Raw genomic sequence first — 16,802 nt, 5'->3', positions numbered from 1 at the left:
TTTTTGCCACTGGCATTGCCTGCACCTTCAAGGCTTGAAATATCTACGCCATATTGCTTTGCAAGTGCCTGCTGTTGAGACTTAGGCAACTTTTGAAACTGCTCTAGTTGAGCGGCTGTTGGCGCAAATGCTAATGTGCTAAAGCTACATATAAGTACAAAAGCACTTAATAAATGTTTAATAACGTTCACGAGTAGGTATTTCCCTAGGTCTACAACCAAAATTGGTGGGTATCATACATTATTTATGGGCAAATAAAAAAGGGACTTTAGCCCCTTTCATAGTTTTATTACAATTAATTTACTACTTGATGTTAAAAGCTGTAAACCAATGTTAATGAGGTCTCAGTGTCGGTTGCTTCTTTGTCATCAGCCACATCTGAGTTATTGGTGATATTGTAGGCTACTTTCATTTGTAATGAGCCATTAATTTTAGTAAGTAGCGCAGTTTCTGAGCGAGTTTTGGTATTGGTATCACCATATTCTACCGATACTAACTGGGTAAAACGCGCGTTGTCTGAAATTTTCCAGCTAAAGTCTAATTTACCTAAAGCAATTACTTCGCCTTCGTATTCACCCGCTAGTGAGTTGCCGTTTTCATCAACCTCTTCGCTTACATCTGGGTATTTAAAGTACTTATAACCTGGACCAATTTCGGCATTTAGTTTCATGTTTGACTCGTTTAGTAAACGTAAACCATAACCCGCTGAAATAACCGACTCACTTCGGTATGCACCAAAGTAGTCAGATACGTGTGACCCATAAATAAATAAGTGGGCGTGCTTTTCATTTAACTTGTAATTACCTTGTGCTGAAATAGAGTACTTTTCGTTAGTACGCTGTTTTTCTTTTATGCCGTTTTCGTTCTCTACTTCATCTTCTTTGTAGATGCCGTCTAACTTATACTCGTTATTCCAGCTTTCTAAGTTATGTAATACTTTAATACCGCCTTTTAAGGTCGTTGTTTCGGTATTACCGCTGGTAATAATAGCGCCTACTTCGCTGGTAACTTCCCAGGTTTTTTGCTCATCTTCTGATGCAAATGCATTGGTTGTAGCTGAGGCTGCTACTAAAATTGATAAAAGCTTAAGTTTCATTAAAAAATAACCCTGTAAAAAATATATTAATACCTATTAAAAAGGCAACGCGCATACTAATAAATCAAATTTGAGCGCTGCCTTAATAAATAAGTATTTTAAAAAATTAGTCTTGCTTGTGTAAATGTACATCCATTTGCGGGAATGGAATGGTAATGTCTGCGTCGTCTAACGCTATTTTAATGTTTTCCATTAACGACCAATATGTTGGCCAGTAATCTTCTGAGTTAACCCACGGGCGCACTATAAAGTTAACGCTTGAATCGGCAAGTTCAGATACCGATACGTTATATGCAGGATCTTTTAAAATACGCGATTCGTTATCAAGCACTGATTTAAGTACTTCTTTTGCTTTTCGTAAGTCGGCGTCGTAGCCAACGCCAATCACAAGGTCAACGCGGCGTGTTGATTCGCGCGAGTAGTTAATAATTGCATCTGACATGATTTTTGAATTAGGCATTACAATAACTTTGTTATCGGGTGTGCGCATTTCAGTTGAGAATATTTCGATTTTTTTAATCGTACCGGCTTTACCGCCAGCTTCAACGTAGTCACCTGATTTGAATGGGCGAAGTAGAATAATTAATACGCCTGACGCAAAGTTAGATAACGACCCTTGCAGTGCTAAGCCTACGGCTAAACCTGCCGCACCTAAAATAGCAATGAATGATGTGGTTTCGATGCCAATTTGTGACAGCGCCATTAAAATAGTGGCTGCAAATACAATGGCATATACAATACTAGAGACAAACGATGAAACCGCTTTATCTACTTTTTTCTTGTCGAATGCTTTTTCGGTTAACTTTGCACAAAATTTAGCAATTCGTCCACCCAGTAAAAATATAACAAGCGCTATGACTGCTTGAATACCGTAGTGTAAGATTAAGCCTGAATTTTCATTCAGCCAATTGAGTATTGAATCCATATTAACTCCTGATAGTGTTATTAAGCAGTTTAGCGGTGTTGTTTATTGTATTGTAAATCTTTAATAGGTGTTTGCAACAGCGTTTTACAAGGTTCGAGGTTCGAGGTTCGAGGTTCGAGGTTCGAGGTTCGAGGAATTTAAAAACCTTACGGTTAATATAGCAAGGTTTTTTATACCCGTAGGCGGGAGTTTACCTCGCGCAGGGTTTAATAAAATGCGCGGGATAACCACCGCTCACGTTCAATACAAACATCATGCTTGGCTTAATATCTACCTAAAACCTAAAATCTTTGTCTTTAATCTCTTCCTCTGTGAGCTCTGTGACCTCTGTGGTAAATAGTGTTTTAATTTTTTGCACCACAGAGTACACCGAGGCGCTACGCGCTTCACAGAGAAGACAAAACAAATAAAACATGTCTTTAATCATTTCCTCTGTGTGCTCTAACCCTCTGTGGTGAATAAAATCTCTTTAAGATCTTTTTACACAAAGAGAAGTGAATGAGGAGTAAATGAGAAAACAATAACCATGAGCCCGAGTGATTAATTGTTTTTTCACTAGCTCTAAAAGCGCAGCGTCTCTTAACCTCTTTGTGAATAAATTTATTGCCTTTAACGCGGGATAACCCCCGCCTAAAAAACCATTTTGAACCACAGAGTACACCGAGGCGCTTCGCGCTACACAGAGAAGACAAAACAAATAAAATATGTCTTTAATCATTTCCTCTGTGTGCTCTGCCCCCTCTGTGGTGAATAAAATCTCTTTAAGATTTTTTTGCACAAAGAGAAGTGAATGAGGAGTAAATGAGAAAACGATAACCATGAGCCCGAGTGATTAATTGTTTTTTCACTAGCTCTAAAAGCGCAGCGTCTCTTAACCTCTTTGTGAATAAGTTTATTGCCTAAAACCACCTGCGCGTGATAACCCCCGCCTACAAACCATTTTGAACCACAGAGTACACCGAGGCGCTTCGCGCTCGCGGGATTAGGGATTCGAGCTGCCCGTTGCCCGTTGCCCGTTGCCCGTTGCCCGTTGCCCGTTGCCCGTTGCCCGTTGCCCGTTGCCCGTTGCCAATAGCTTAAATATAGAATACTTAAAATAAGTTTAATTTTTTTGATTTTTTGCTTCACAAGCATGGGGATATTATGTATTATGCGCGCCACACCAAACAAGGTGTATGTAGTGGCGGTTGTAGCTCAGTTGGTAGAGCCCCGGATTGTGATTCCGGTTGTCGCGGGTTCGAGCCCCGTCAATCGCCCCACTATTTTCTAAGTTTCCTCAGTAATATCTAAAGCTAATATCTAAATTATATTTACCCGATACAAAGCCAAGTCAGAAATAAAGAAACTACGCCAACTTGTCTGTAGGCATGATTTTACCTTACGCATTTATTAGATCTTAAACCTGACGCGACATAACGTCGCTGCTACCATAGATTTAAAAACTACACACGTAGCAGTGGATTTACCCCGCGTCTCGAAGCCCGATGCCCGCATTTGAAGCTTTGAACATGTAAACTTAATAAACGCAAAATAAAGTCGCTGCTACATATTATTTAAGGCGTTCTTTCCACTGTGCAATAGGCAGTGGCTTTGAAAATAAATAGCCTTGAAATAAGTTGCAACCGCGCTGCTTTAAATAATTAAATTGCGCAGGTTCCTCAACGCCTTCAGCAACGCTATTTACGCCTAAAGCACTGGCCATGTCGATGATCATATTCACAATAGTTTTACTTGAATTATCATCAGTATCCATAATGCCATCGACAAAGTATTTATCTATTTTAAGCTCAGAAATTGGCAACTCTTTCAAATAACTCAGGCTTGAATAACCCGTTCCAAAGTCATCAATTGAAAACCTAAAGCCCTTTTTATTAAGTTCAAGCATAGTCTCTTTTACTAGTTCGATGTCTGACACTAAAGTCGTTTCGGTCAGCTCAATCACTAAGTTACGTGGTGACACTTGCCACTTATGAACACTGGCGAGCAATTTTTCCTTAAAATCGGGGGCTACAATTTGTTTAGCGCTAATGTTAACGGCAATACAGGTGTTTTTTCCTGCTCGGCTGACTTCATGCAGCAACTTACATACTTGATCAACCACCCAATCGCCAATTTTAATAATGGCTTCACTCTCTTCTGCTAGGGGTATAAATTCCCCAGGGCTTATTACGCCTAATTCCTCAGAATCCCAACGTAATAATGCTTCGGCTGAATTAAAGGTATTTTCATTAATAAATTGTGGCTGTAGTACCAGTGTTAATTCATCACTTTTATCAACATTTATTAGTAAGTAACGAATTTTATTGGTACGTTCGTAACGTTTTAATGCATCTAAATCTGCAAAGTAATAACCAAAAGGAGACAACTTTTTGGCTTGTTTTAGTGCGTATTCCAACTTATCAAACATAGAGCTATAGGAGTCTCTACTCGCATTAATAATTGTACTGCCCAACGAGGCGCTTAGTACCACATCAAGATCACTGATCTTATGTGAGAAGTTATCTAGCGCTAATATTTTAGAGTCTATACCTGGTTGTTGTTGCTCTAGGTAGGATAAGTCATTACTTATATTGGCGCTTATAATTAAAAAAGAATCGACTCCGCTTTTGTATAGCTTGTACTCGCCCTGTACCGCATTTGATAGTTTTTTAGCCGTTAAAATGAGTGCTTCGTTGCCCGCCTCAATACCGTACTTAAAGTTAAATTGCGCTAACTTATCCATATCTAATAATGCAGCATATATATAGCCATTATTAATGCTGGCACTTTGAAGTAAACTTCTGCATTCGCGCTCAAACCACCGCTTATTTTTTAATCCTGTTATGGGATCTGAATAAGCTAAATTATAAATGGTATCTTGCGCTTTGAGTTTTTCACTAATATCTCTAACTACACCAATATATTCAACGCTTTGCTCATTAACTGCTTTGGTAAGTGACAATTCTATTTGAAAAATAGTGCCGTCTTTTTTTCTTGCAGGTAGTTGCCTACCAACACCAATAATTTTAGCCTCACCTGTTTGCTCATAATTTCGCATATACGAGTGATGCTTAGATGCATAAGGCTCAGGCATTAAGTTGTTAATCGACAAGCCAAGCATTTCATTTTGCTTATAGCCAAACATAGTTAATGCGGTTGAGTTACAGTGAACAATAACGCCTTGCTGATTAATAGTGATCACTGCATCATTTAAGTTATTTAAAATAGCTTCAAGGCGATTATTTTTATCATCAACCTTGGCCTTTAACTCATACTCTAAAGTGACATCTTCAAAAGCACCATGCACTTTAATAACCTGATGATCATCATTAAAAACAGGGTGACCACTCGTACGTACCCACTTTTTATTGCCATGAGCATCTACAAACTCAAAATCTTCACAATAAGGAAGGCCATGTGTTTGCAAACGATTAAAAAAATCACGAATACGCGCTTGCTCTTTTTCACCAGCATAATGCGCAATCGCTTGTGTGGTCGTGAGCGGTTTGCGCTTATCAAGGCCATAAATATTATAAACCTCGGGTGAATAATTTAGCTCGCCGGTTGAGATTTTGTATTCCCACGTGCCTACCTTCGACATAGCTTCAACAGCACTAAATAGTGATTGCTGTGAGCTTGATTTATCTTCTAAAAAACACTTTTGCAGGAACACTGCTGTATAACTCGCAAAGCTAATTAGCCTTGGTAGGTAGCGTTCGATTGTTGGATCACTATTTAAATAAAGACCAACCAGTACGCCGCTTAATTGGCCTTCATCATTGCTTATAGAGACGCCAATGTAAGCTTGCGCATTTATAGTTTTTAGTAGCTTATTTTCAGGGTAGTGTTGTTGTAATTCATCCGTTATAAAACACGCACTTTTTGAAGGTAGTTGTTCACAAGGCGAGCCTTCTAGCGAATAAGAAAAGTTATCAACGACCTCTGCGTTATGTAAAACCAATTGCGTAGTGGCTAATTTATCTTCATTTACAGAGGCAATAAATAAGTAATCGGCTTTAATTTCGTGCTGCAGTACTCTCAATTGTGCACTTAAATTTGCACATTGAGAATACGATACATCATAGGCTGTACCTATATCTAACTGTTTGCTATCCTTGCTCACTTTACTAACCTACTTTGAAAGAAAGACCTAATGACGCTAATGCTTTAGAGTGCTTTTCAATCGCATCAGACTCTGCTCCTACACAATGCGCTTGGGCTAAGTTTTCTGAAGACGCACTACTAATATTGGAAATATTGCGGCTAATTTCTTGCGATACCATGCTTTGCTCTTCCGCAGCGGTTGATATTTGCGTTGCTAAATCGGAAATATCTGTAATTGCTGCATAGACTTTTGAGACGATATCTTGGCTATTACGGGTTTCTTTAACACATGTTTCAGCAGCGTGTTTACCCGCTTCCATTGTTTTTGACCAGTTGAGTAGCGTAGATTGCATTTCAGATATTGAGACTTGAATTTGCTCTGTGGCGGTATGCGTTCTGCTTGAGAGTGCACGTACCTCATCAGCAACAACCGAGAAGCCTCTACCATGTTCACCAGCACGCGCGGCCTCAATAGCGGCATTGAGTGCAAGTAAATTTGTTTGATCGGCAATCCCTTGTATCTCTTGCATTATTCCACCAATTTTTTCAGCCTCTGTTGCTAACTCGCTCGCAGAGCTTGCTGAGTTATCAACTTCAGTTGCAAGTAACGACACCTCTCGCATTGTCCCTGACATGGCTTGCGTTGCTGACTCACAATCTTGGTGAGCTTGTTGCACTCGTTGATTAGTAACTAAGGTATTTTTAGCCACCTCGTCAATTGAATGCACCATTTCTTCGACCGCAGACGATACCTGATGTAATTCAGACGCTTCTTTTTCAACGCCAGCCTGCGCAGCCTCAGCACAAACTTTAAGCGAATCAGCTCCTTTGCTAAGGCTTAAAGTACCATCAATAATACGCCCAACAATGGTCGTTACTTTACCCTCAAGTAATTTAATCTGAAAATCACTATAGCTGAGGCTATCGCTACCAGAATAAATATGCCGAGATACGCTATCTGGGCCTGCCTTGGTTTTTTTGATTTTGCTTTGCGAGCGAATTAACTCTTCATAAAAAATAACAAAAGGCAGAGGAACAAACAGCAAACATAACCAGAACATGTAACTTGTTAACCAAGCAATTAAAGCGGCACACCCAATAAATAGAGGCAATTTAAATGCAGCTAATTTTTCACTTAAAGGCGTAATTGATTGACCGTTGTTTAAACGTTGGTAAAGCTTTTCTGCGCGGTGTTTATATTCTGGAAGGAGTTGTTGACGAACTGATTGATAACCTACTTTTTTACCGTTTTCGTAAATAGGGGTAACAAATGCATCAACCCAGTAATAACGCCCATCTTTACATCTATTTTTTACAGCTCCTCGCCATGCGGTATCGCTTTTTAAATTAGACCACATATCACCAAATGCCGCAGGTGGCATATCTGGGTGACGAACCATATTATGATTTTTCCCTTTTAACTCATTGATGGTATACCCTGAAACTTTACAAAAGCTATCATTTGCATAGGTGATAACCCCTCGTAAATCTGTTGTAGAAACTAATTCTTCGTCAATGCCAAACGAAACTTCCTGGTCTACCGTTGCTTGATTTCTTCTACTCATAGTGGGTGCTTCATTATTTTTTAATGGGTGAATTTGCGGGATGTTAATTTATAAATGTATAAAACACAATTATACATTATTACTATATTCTAACAGTTCAAAAGAGCCTGAAACTTCATATTACACCTCATCTTAGTAAAAATATACATTTAAAAACATGAGGTTACAAAAACTCACAAAAACAAACGAGAATAGTTATTACTTTATTTTAAGCTTATATACAAAGTTTAAACACCAATCACTGCTTATAGAGTAATTTTAGACCGAAGCGATAAGGTTCGCCAAAAAAGTGGCTAAAAAAAATGCCACCAAATGGTGGCATTTACACACGGGGGTATTTCTACTTATAGAAATTTTTTTACTATTTTGTTACGAAAAATATATATTAAAAAGGTAACATTTAGCCCATTATCTAGCAACATTTAACCGAGTTTTATCTTACAACCATTAACTCATCGGAACAGTCTTTATCATTACACCTTAATACATACGTATTTTTCTTCTAAGTACTCATCTAAACCCTGATGCCCGCCTTCACGACCAAGACCTGATTGCTTTACACCACCAAACGGCGCAACTGGGTTTGATATAACTCCCTCATTTACACCTACCATGCCAAACTCTAGCCCTTCGCTTATACGATAGATTTGTTTAATGTTTTGGCTATAAAAGTACGCAGCTAACCCATAAGGGACATCATTAGCAAGCGCAAGTACTTCGCTTTCTTCATCAAATGGGATCACCGTTAATACAGGACCAAACACTTCTTCGTGATAAATATCCATTTGTGTAGTGACATTGGTGACTATTAATGGGTTTTGAAAACTGCCACCTAAATTGCTGTTATCTCCAACTAGCGTAGCGCCTTTATCAAGAGCGTCTTTAATCAGTTGTTGCACTTTCTCTTTTGCTTTGGGGTAAATAAGCGGCCCTATGTCGGCATTTTCATCAAAACCGTTCGCAACTTTGAGCGCAGCGACTTTAGGTGTAATTTTTTCAAGCACGTCATTTAATATATTACGCTGAATAAAAATACGATTTGCTGCAACACAAGCTTGTCCTGAGTTTCTAAATTTGGCCGCCATTAATCCATCAATCGCATCGTCAATATCAGCATTATCAAATATTATAAACGGGGCATTTCCCCCCAATTCCATTGAAGTACGCTTTATTGTAGATGCACATTGAGAGAGTAACTGCTTACCTACACCGGTAGAGCCAGTAAAAGTAAACTTACGTACCACCTCTGAGTCGGTCAGCATTTTGCCCACCTTTTTAGCATCTTGTGACACAAGCACATTAAATGCACCTTTAACAAAGCCAGCCTGATCAGCTAAATAAGCTAAAGCGATAGCACATAATGGTGTGTGCTCAGAAGGCTTGAGTATAAAACTACAGCCCGCGGCATAAGCCGGCGCGACTTTTCGAGTCACCATAGCAACAGGAAAATTCCATGGCGTAATACCTGCTACCACGCCAATAGGTTGCTTGAAGCTAGTTAAACGATGACTGTTATCGGTGGCGGGGATCACATCGCCGTAGCTGCGTTTAGCTTCTTCTGCAAACCACTTAATAAAGCCAGCCCCATAATCTATTTCACCAAGCGATTCTTTAAGCGGTTTTCCCTGCTCTTTAGTCATAAGTGTAGCAAGGGTTTGTTTGTGCTTTATCACTAGATCATACCAACGCATCAAGGTGTCACTTCGCTCGGTCGCATTGGTGGCTTTTAATTTTACAAAAGCGCCTTGCGCTGCTGTTATGGCATTTTTTACGCCTTGCTCATCAATATCACTTACATCAACAATACTTTGTTCGGTGGCCGGATCATCAACGCTAAAGCGTGAGCTAGTTTGATAAAATTCACCGTTAATAAACGAGTCTGAAAAAATAAGATCACTCAAAATATACCTCCAAAATGGGTTTTGGGCTTCTTCGGGTTTTGGGCTTCGGGCTTCGGGCTTCGGGCTTCGGGCTTCGATAAATTAAAAAAGCCTTGTGGTTAACGCTACAAGACTTATTCATTTTAATTTACCCGCCGCCCGTAACCCTTTACCTTCAACCTTTGTATTTATTCACTTCCTCTGCGCACTCTGTAATCTCTGTGGTAAATAAAATTACTAACAAACGCGGGATAAAACCGCTTTAAAAAGCATATGCACAAAGAGAAGTGAATGAGAAGAAAATGAGAAAACACTAACCATTAGCCTGAGTAATTAATTGTTTTGTCACTTCCTCAAAAAGCGCAGCGTCTCTTAACCTCTTTGTGCATAATTTTATTACCTTTAACCACATTTGCGCGGCGTAAAGCCGCGCCTACAGGCTATTTTAATTTACCCGCGTCTCGCAGCCCGCCGCTCGTAACCTTTTGCCTTTAACTTTAAAAAGACGCGGGGTAAACCCGCTGCTACTTCTGCTCGGCGTAAAGCCCCGCCTACAAAATATTTACACCACAGAGAATACAAAGGCGCTTCGCGCTACACCGAGGGGTTAAGGTAAATAACACTAAACCTTTGCCTTTGCTCACTTTCTCTGTGCTCTCTGTGGTGAATAAATCACTAAAAAATCAAACAATGAGCCGCTGCAAGGCTAACTTGAGAAAGCTCTACGTCTACAAAAGATTTGTCTGCGCGGCATAAATCTTCGCCTAAAACAAAAAAGCCGCTGTATCAAACAGCGGCTTTTAATATGATAGTCATTAATTAAAAACTAGTGTTCTTCATTAACGATATTGAGATTGTACTTAGGTATTTCAACCACTAAGTCTTCATCTCTAATAATTGCTTGGCAACCTAAGCGCGATTCAGGCTCTAAACCCCATGCTTTATCTAGCATGTCATCTTCTAGGTCATCACTTTCATCTAATGAGTCAAAACCTTCACGGATCACTAAATGACACGTTGTACATGCACATGATTTTTCACAGGCATGAGGAATGCTAATGCCATTTTTAAGCGCGATATCAAGTACCGTTTCGCCAGCGGGCGCTTCTATTGCTGCACCGTCAGGACACAACTCCGGATGGGGAAGAAAAACAATTTGTGGCATTCTAATCTCTCTTATATATTGTCTACTGACTGACCCGTTAAGGCTTTTTTAATTGACGCGTCCATTCTGCGCGCGGCAAAATCACTGCTCGCATTATCCATTTTTTCAATGGCCGCTTTAATTTCGCTTGGCTCTTGCGCACTCTCGCGTACTTTCGCAAGTTCGCTTATTTCCACTTTTAGCGTCGCTAATTGCTCAGGCTCAAGTAAATCGCCATCAGCAGCTAATGAGGCTTCCATCGCTTCTATTACACGAAGCGCTTCAACTTGTTGCTCTTTGAGCATACGCGCTTGCATATCGCCTTTAGCGTTACTCATCGACTCTTTAAGCATATTAGCAACTTGGTCGTCAGACAAACCAAACGACGGTTTTACTTGTATTTCTGCTTGAACTCCCGTTGATTTTTCCATGGCTGATACGCTTAGTAAACCATCAGCGTCTACTTTAAAGGTAACGCGAATATGCGCCGCCCCCGCCGCCATAGGAGGAATACCTTTTAAGCTGAACTTTGCCAGCGATCGACAATCGTCAACCAGTTCACGTTCACCTTGTAATACATGCAACGACATGGCCGTTTGACCATCTTTAAACGTAGTAAATTCTTGCGCACGCGCAACCGGAATCGTGGTATTGCGTGGAATGATTTTTTCAACCAAGCCACCCATTGTTTCAAGGCCTAACGACAACGGTAACACATCAAGTAATAACATGTCGGAATCTGGCTTGTTACCAATTAATACGTCAGCTTGTAATGCTGCACCCAGTGCAACAACGCGATCAGGGTCAATTGAAGTCAGCGGCTGTTTATCAAAAAATTCACCGACTTGAGTACGCACTAATGGCATACGAGTTGAACCACCAACCATTACAACTTGTAATACTTCCTGGTTTTCAATACCGGCATCTTTTACTGCACGACGACATGAGCGGAGCGTTTTTTTGACCAGTGGCATAGCTAGCTCATTAAATTTTTCTCGCGTTACTTCAACCATGTATTTTTCATCGTCAAACTCAAGGCCGACATTCACTTTTTCGTATTGGCTGAGTGCTTCTTTACAGGCTTTGGCTTTATTAATGAATAAGCGTAATACCGAAGGAGATAAGCCTGTCACGCCGGTTTCTTGTTTTAGGTAATCAACTAATAATGAGTCAAAGTCGTCGCCGCCTAGGCTTGAATCGCCACCGGTGGCCAGCACTTCAAACACGCCTTTATTAAGACGCAGAATAGAGATATCAAAAGTGCCGCCCCCTAAATCATAAACGGCGATAATACCTTCTTGCCCTGAATCTAAACCGTAAGCAACGGCAGCGGCAGTAGGCTCGTTTAGTAAGCGCAGTACATTAATACCGGCAAGCTCAGCCGCATCTTTGGTGCTTTGACGCTGTGCATCATCAAAATAGGCTGGTACAGTAATCACTGCCCCTAAAATATCTTGATTACCAAAGCTTTGCTCAGCGCGTACTTTTAATGCATTTAAAATATGACTTGAGGCTTTAACTGGGCTAATCTTTCCCGCAGCCGTTTCGATAGCCAATGCACCATCATCATCGCAAAACTGATAAGGCAGTTGGCCATAGCTTTGTTCTATTTCGGTTTGCGTTTTACCTAAAAAACGCTTCACTGAAATAAGCGTATTAACCGGATCGAGTGTAGCCGCTTGCATTGCATCATTACCCACGGTAATGCCGCCAGCTTGATAACGAACCACAGAGGGTAACATCGCTTCGCCTGACTCATCAGTAATAGTGCGTGCTTCGCCGCTTTGTACGGTTGCCACTAATGAATTTGTAGTGCCTAAATCAATTCCAATGGCTAATTTGTGTTCATGTGGTGCCGCGCTCTGCCCCGGCTCAGCAATTTGCAATAATGCCATAATGCTCTTTAAACTCGTGTTGCTCGCTTTGCAGCAAGTAATTAATCGTCAAATAAACTGTCTTCAATGCGTTCAAGTTCGTCTTGTAACTTATATACAAATTTTAATTTGCGAATGTTGTCAGCAGCGTGTTGATATTGTTGCTCATCGTTGCTTGCAAGTTGCTCAGCCAATTCGTTGCTATACTGGGCTTTTAATTGCTTTATTTGCGACTCAAAATTAGCAATAGCGATATCTGGATCACTTGCAGAGGGAAGTTCTTCAAGCTCTTCGCGCAGTTCCATTTGTTGCATCAAGAACATGGGATCTTGCAGTGTTTGCTGCTCAGCGCGAATATCAACGCCCAGCTCACTCAACATATATTCAGCACGTTTAACCGGATGCTTAAGTGTTTGTAATGCGTCGTTAATTTCAGCGGTACTTTGTACGGCCATTAATTTATCACGACTGCTGGCATTAGCATGACGATCAGGGTGTACAGCACGTTGAAGTTCTAAGTAGTGCTTGTTGATCATTGCTAAGTCAATATTGTAGTCAACCGGTATTGCAAATAACTCAAAATAACGCATAACTTCTCACAAATGACAAAGCCCTACATTAACTGGCAGGGCTTATTTATATCTTAAAACAAGTTTGAGCTTAAACGGTAAAGCTTTCGCCACAGCCACACTCATCAGCTTGGTTAGGGTTATTAAATTTAAACCCTTCATTTAAACCTTCTTTAGTGTAGTCGAGCTCGGTGCCGTCGATATAAACTAAGCTTTTAGCGTCAACAATTAAGGTAACGCCTTTGGCCGCAAATGTTTCATCGTCATCGTTTAGCTCATCAACAAACTCTAGAACATAAGCAAGACCTGAACAGCCCGTCGTTTTAATGCCAACTCGCAGGCCAATGCCTTTACCACGGTTTGCTAAAAATGATTGTACGCGGTTTGCTGCCGCATCTGTCAATGTCACTGCCATGAATATCTCTTAGTTTGTATGTTTGCTTTTGTAATCTGCAATTGCTGCTTGAATTGCATCTTCGGCTAAAATTGAGCAGTGAATTTTCACTGGTGGTAATTCTAGCTCTGCGCTGATATCGGTATTTTTGATAGTCGCAGCTTCGTCTAATGTTTTGCCTTTAACCCACTCTGTTACCAGCGAAGATGAAGCAATTGCGCTACCACAGCCGTACGTTTTGAATTTTGCATCTTCAATAACGCCTTCCGCCGATACTTTAATTTGCAATTTCATTACGTCACCACATGCTGGTGCGCCTACCATACCCGTTGCCACTGACGGATCGTTTTTATCTAGAGCACCTACGTTACGTGGGTTTTCTACGTGGTCGATTACTTTATCACTGTAAGCCATAATTCTATCCTCACTACCTGCTAGGTATGGGCTCCACTAATTAGTGGTGCGCCCATTCAACTGAATCTAAATCAACACCTTCTTGGTGCATTTCCCAAAGAGGAGACATTTCACGTAAACGGCCAATCGAGTTTTTCATTAGCTCAACGGTGTAATCAATCTCTTCTTCGGTGGTAAAACGGCCAATACTAAAACGAATCGAGCTGTGCGCTAGCTCGTCGTTGCGACCTAATGCACGTAATACGTAAGAAGGCTCTAAACTTGCAGATGTACAGGCTGAACCTGACGATACCGCAATATCTTTAACAGCCATTAATAACGACTCACCTTCAACAAAGTTAAAGCTAATGTTGACAATACCAGGTACTGATTGGTCTTGCGTGCCGTTAAAGTACACTTCGTCCATATCCGTTAAAATGCCGTCGATTAGGCGTTTACGCAACGCACTGATGTGTGCGTGATCTTTTTCAAAATCTTGTTTTGCAATTCTAAATGCTGCGCCCATACCCACTAATTGATGGGTTGCTAATGTACCAGAACGCATGCCACGCTCATGGCCGCCACCGTGCATTTGTGCTTCTAAACGTGCACGTGGTTTACGACGAACATACAAAGCACCTACGCCTTTAGGGCCGTATACTTTGTGCGCCGAGAATGACATAAAATCTACTTTGGTTTGTTGCACGTCAATTAAAACTTTACCCGCACTTTGTGCTGCATCTACGTGGAACATAATTTTACGTTCGCGACACATTTCACCAATAGTATTGATGTCTTGGATTACACCTAGCTCGTTATTTACATGCATGATACTTACAAGCACGGTGTCGTCACGCATGGTGTCTGCTAATTTTTGCAGATCAAGTAGGCCGTTTTCTTCAACGTCCATGTAGGTTACTTCAAACCCTTGACGCTCAAGTTCACGACATGTGTCGATAACGGCTTTATGTTCAGTTTTAGCGGTAATAACATGCTTACCTTTTTTCTTGTAAAACTGAGCTGCACCTTTAATAGCAAGGTTATTTGATTCTGTTGCACCCGATGTGAATACAATTTCACGTGGGTCTGCATTAATTAAATCAGCAATGTCAGTACGTGCTTGGTCAACGACTTCTTCAGCTTGCCAACCAAAACGGTGTGAACGCGATGCTGGATTACCAAAATTACCGTCCATAGTCAGGCACTGCATCATTTCTTTGGCAACTCGTTCGTCAACAGGCGTAGTTGCTGCGTAATCTAAATAAATCGGTAACTTCATTTCTCTCTCCGCTGCAGGTCAACCTTAAAGTTGACAGCTTACTTGAATATTTTCCAACTGCTTAATTGCATCATTAACGCTGTTTTCTTGGCGAAGAGCGACCGCTTTAACGTCCGACTTTTCGACCAGTTCAGCTAAGGTAATATTATTTAAAAATTCTTCAATTCGTGCGCTTAAGTCTGACCACAATGTATGGGTTAAACAACGCATGCCACTTTGACAACCAGTATTGCTTCGCTGACACCGTGTAGCGTCAACAGATTCATCTACCGCATTGATAACATCGCCAACTGAAATTACGTCAGCCTTACGTCCTAGTAAATAGCCCCCACCAGGACCTCGAACAGAACTCACTAGCCCATTTTTACGTAAACGGGCAAATAATTGCTCAAGATAAGACAAAGAAATTTCTTGGCGCTGCGAAATATCTGCAAGCGCTACAGGGCCTATATTTGCATGTAGTGCAACATCCAGCATGGCTGTAACGGCGTATCTGCCTTTTGATGTTAACTTCATAACGCCCCCCGCACAAAAGAGTGCAAATTTTAATTACCAGAGTAGATTAGTCAAGTATTATCCTGATTGGCTAGCCTCGAATGCCAGCCGATAAACTTGTAATACCCGACTGTTTTGGTCAAGTATTGGGTCTATTGTAATTACCTGAGTAATTTAGTCAAGTATTAGTAGAGCAATAAAGGGCGCTATTTATAACTAATTGCTATTTTATAGACTTATTAATTGAGGTAAGAATACCTCGTAATATGTTCATTTCAGCATCTTCAGGGCGAGCACGATTAAACAAGCGACGTAGCTTAGTCATTACCATGCCTGGGTGCTGCTTAATGATGAAGCCTGTTTTAAACAAAGTGTCTTCAAGATGTTCGTAAAACAGTTCTGTTTGTTTAGACGATGGATATAGGGTGTCGTCTTCTTCTTGAACAGCCTTAGGTTGCTGATTTAAAAACGCCATACGCGTTTCATAACATAAGGTTTGCACAGCCATGGCTAAATTAAGTGAGCTGTATTCTGGGTTAGCAGGAATACACACATGGTAATTACACAGTTGTAATTCTTCATTAGTTAAGCCACTGTTTTCACGGCCAAACACAAGCGCTACAGGGCCGTTTACGGCTTCGCCAACAAGCTTTTCACCACATTCTCTCGGCTCTACCATAGGCCACGACAATGTACGCGAGCGGGCGCTAGTACCAATCGTTAATGCACAGTCAGCAATCGCATCTGCAACGCTATCAACAATAACAGCATTACCTAGTACATCAGTCGCACCTGCAGCAAGCGCACTTGCATGACTGTCTATTTCACAGGCTGGATCAACAAGGTATAACTTTGATAATCCCATGGTTTTCATGGCGCGCGCCGCTGAACCAATGTTACCAGAGTGTGATGTGTTAACTAAAACGATGCGAATATCATCTAAGATCATTACAGTGCTACTTATCAAGTACAAAAAAATTGCGCAAATTCTAGCATGAAAACACGCTGAGATCCTATATTCAATAGTCGAGATCTAAAAGATCAGTTCACGGTCAGCGGTCAGCGGTCAGCGGTCAGCGGTCAGCGGTCAGCGGTCAGCGGTCAG

13 protein-coding genes and 1 tRNA gene are annotated in these 16,802 nt (G+C 40.9%); 1 reads left to right on the top strand and 13 read right to left on the bottom strand.

Features of this window, described 5'->3' with window-relative positions:
* Positions 1-313: 313 nt before the first annotated feature.
* Together N523_RS0105620 and N523_RS0105615 are read right to left on the bottom strand one after the other, a co-directional pair.
* Complete coding sequence (locus N523_RS0105620) at positions 314-1,096, bottom strand: DUF481 domain-containing protein (protein ID WP_013464005.1); 783 nt, start codon at positions 1,094-1,096, stop codon at positions 314-316.
* 106 nt (positions 1,097-1,202) lie between these two features.
* Complete coding sequence (locus tag N523_RS0105615) at positions 1,203-2,021, bottom strand: mechanosensitive ion channel family protein (protein WP_013464003.1); 819 nt, start codon at positions 2,019-2,021, stop codon at positions 1,203-1,205.
* Between the two features lie 1,183 nt (positions 2,022-3,204).
* Between N523_RS0105615 and N523_RS0105600 the strand changes: the two genes are divergently transcribed.
* Positions 3,205-3,280, top strand: a tRNA-His gene (locus N523_RS0105600).
* 290 nt (positions 3,281-3,570) lie between these two features.
* Here N523_RS0105600 and N523_RS18920 read toward each other — a convergent pair.
* The 11 genes from N523_RS18920 to trmJ form a co-directional block, all read right to left on the bottom strand.
* Positions 3,571-6,123: a sensor domain-containing protein gene (locus N523_RS18920; protein WP_051440308.1), complete on the bottom strand. Its 2,553-nt coding sequence runs from the start codon at positions 6,121-6,123 to the stop codon at positions 3,571-3,573.
* A gap of 4 nt (positions 6,124-6,127) precedes the next feature.
* A complete protein-coding gene (locus tag N523_RS0105590; protein ID WP_028834542.1) occupies positions 6,128-7,669 on the bottom strand; it encodes a methyl-accepting chemotaxis protein in 1,542 nt (513 codons plus the stop codon).
* Between the two features lie 473 nt (positions 7,670-8,142).
* The gene (locus N523_RS0105585) at positions 8,143-9,570 is read right to left on the bottom strand and encodes an NAD-dependent succinate-semialdehyde dehydrogenase (RefSeq protein WP_028834541.1); all 1,428 of its coding nucleotides are present in this window, start codon (positions 9,568-9,570) and stop codon (positions 8,143-8,145) included.
* Positions 9,571-10,375: 805 nt separating this feature from the next.
* On the bottom strand, positions 10,376-10,714 hold the full coding sequence (gene fdx, locus N523_RS0105580; protein WP_008113929.1) for an ISC system 2Fe-2S type ferredoxin: 339 nt from the start codon (positions 10,712-10,714) through the stop codon (positions 10,376-10,378).
* Positions 10,715-10,725: 11 nt separating this feature from the next.
* Positions 10,726-12,588 (bottom strand): Fe-S protein assembly chaperone HscA, encoded by a 1,863-nt coding sequence (hscA, locus tag N523_RS0105575; protein ID WP_024602640.1) that lies wholly within the window; start codon positions 12,586-12,588, stop codon positions 10,726-10,728.
* A gap of 41 nt (positions 12,589-12,629) precedes the next feature.
* Positions 12,630-13,157 carry a co-chaperone HscB gene (gene hscB, locus N523_RS0105570; RefSeq protein WP_008113925.1) on the bottom strand — a complete coding sequence of 176 codons (528 nt, stop codon included), beginning with the start codon at positions 13,155-13,157 and terminating at the stop codon, positions 12,630-12,632.
* Between the two features lie 70 nt (positions 13,158-13,227).
* Positions 13,228-13,551 carry an iron-sulfur cluster assembly protein IscA gene (gene iscA, locus N523_RS0105565; protein ID WP_008113924.1) on the bottom strand — a complete coding sequence of 108 codons (324 nt, stop codon included), beginning with the start codon at positions 13,549-13,551 and terminating at the stop codon, positions 13,228-13,230.
* A 9-nt stretch (positions 13,552-13,560) separates the two neighbouring features.
* Positions 13,561-13,944, bottom strand: coding sequence for a Fe-S cluster assembly scaffold IscU (gene iscU, locus N523_RS0105560; RefSeq protein WP_008113923.1), 384 nt, complete (start codon positions 13,942-13,944; stop codon positions 13,561-13,563).
* Positions 13,945-13,984: 40 nt separating this feature from the next.
* Positions 13,985-15,202, bottom strand: a complete 1,218-nt coding sequence (locus N523_RS0105555) for an IscS subfamily cysteine desulfurase (RefSeq protein ID WP_008113922.1) — start codon at positions 15,200-15,202, stop codon at positions 13,985-13,987.
* 24 nt (positions 15,203-15,226) lie between these two features.
* Positions 15,227-15,718, bottom strand: coding sequence for a Fe-S cluster assembly transcriptional regulator IscR (iscR, locus tag N523_RS0105550; RefSeq protein ID WP_028834540.1), 492 nt, complete (start codon positions 15,716-15,718; stop codon positions 15,227-15,229).
* 202 nt (positions 15,719-15,920) lie between these two features.
* The gene (gene trmJ / locus N523_RS0105545) at positions 15,921-16,646 is read right to left on the bottom strand and encodes a tRNA (cytosine(32)/uridine(32)-2'-O)-methyltransferase TrmJ (protein ID WP_013463999.1); all 726 of its coding nucleotides are present in this window, start codon (positions 16,644-16,646) and stop codon (positions 15,921-15,923) included.
* Positions 16,647-16,802: the final 156 nt, after the last annotated feature.

The organism is Pseudoalteromonas sp. 23_GOM-1509m, from assembly GCF_000518425.1.
Lineage (GTDB): Bacteria > Pseudomonadota > Gammaproteobacteria > Enterobacterales > Alteromonadaceae > Pseudoalteromonas > Pseudoalteromonas tetraodonis.
Note: the sequence above shows the minus strand (reverse complement) of the source record. Positions and strands in the feature narration are given on the sequence as shown.

Excerpts from the sequence above, each read along its gene's own strand:
- N523_RS0105615 (WP_013464003.1), bottom strand. The coding sequence starts at position 2,021 with ATGGATTCAATACTCAATTGGCTGAATGAAAATTCAGGCTTAATCTTA.
- hscB (WP_008113925.1), bottom strand. The coding sequence starts at position 13,157 with ATGCGTTATTTTGAGTTATTTGCAATACCGGTTGACTACAATATTGAC.
- N523_RS0105590 (WP_028834542.1), bottom strand. The coding sequence starts at position 7,669 with ATGAGTAGAAGAAATCAAGCAACGGTAGACCAGGAAGTTTCGTTTGGC.
- iscR (WP_028834540.1), bottom strand. The coding sequence starts at position 15,718 with ATGAAGTTAACATCAAAAGGCAGATACGCCGTTACAGCCATGCTGGAT.
- hscA (WP_024602640.1), bottom strand. The coding sequence starts at position 12,588 with ATGGCATTATTGCAAATTGCTGAGCCGGGGCAGAGCGCGGCACCACAT.
- fdx (WP_008113929.1), bottom strand. The coding sequence starts at position 10,714 with ATGCCACAAATTGTTTTTCTTCCCCATCCGGAGTTGTGTCCTGACGGT.
- N523_RS0105555 (WP_008113922.1), bottom strand. The coding sequence starts at position 15,202 with ATGAAGTTACCGATTTATTTAGATTACGCAGCAACTACGCCTGTTGAC.
- N523_RS0105620 (WP_013464005.1), bottom strand. The coding sequence starts at position 1,096 with ATGAAACTTAAGCTTTTATCAATTTTAGTAGCAGCCTCAGCTACAACC.
- trmJ (WP_013463999.1), bottom strand. The coding sequence starts at position 16,646 with ATGATCTTAGATGATATTCGCATCGTTTTAGTTAACACATCACACTCT.
- iscA (WP_008113924.1), bottom strand. The coding sequence starts at position 13,551 with ATGGCAGTGACATTGACAGATGCGGCAGCAAACCGCGTACAATCATTT.
- iscU (WP_008113923.1), bottom strand. The coding sequence starts at position 13,944 with ATGGCTTACAGTGATAAAGTAATCGACCACGTAGAAAACCCACGTAAC.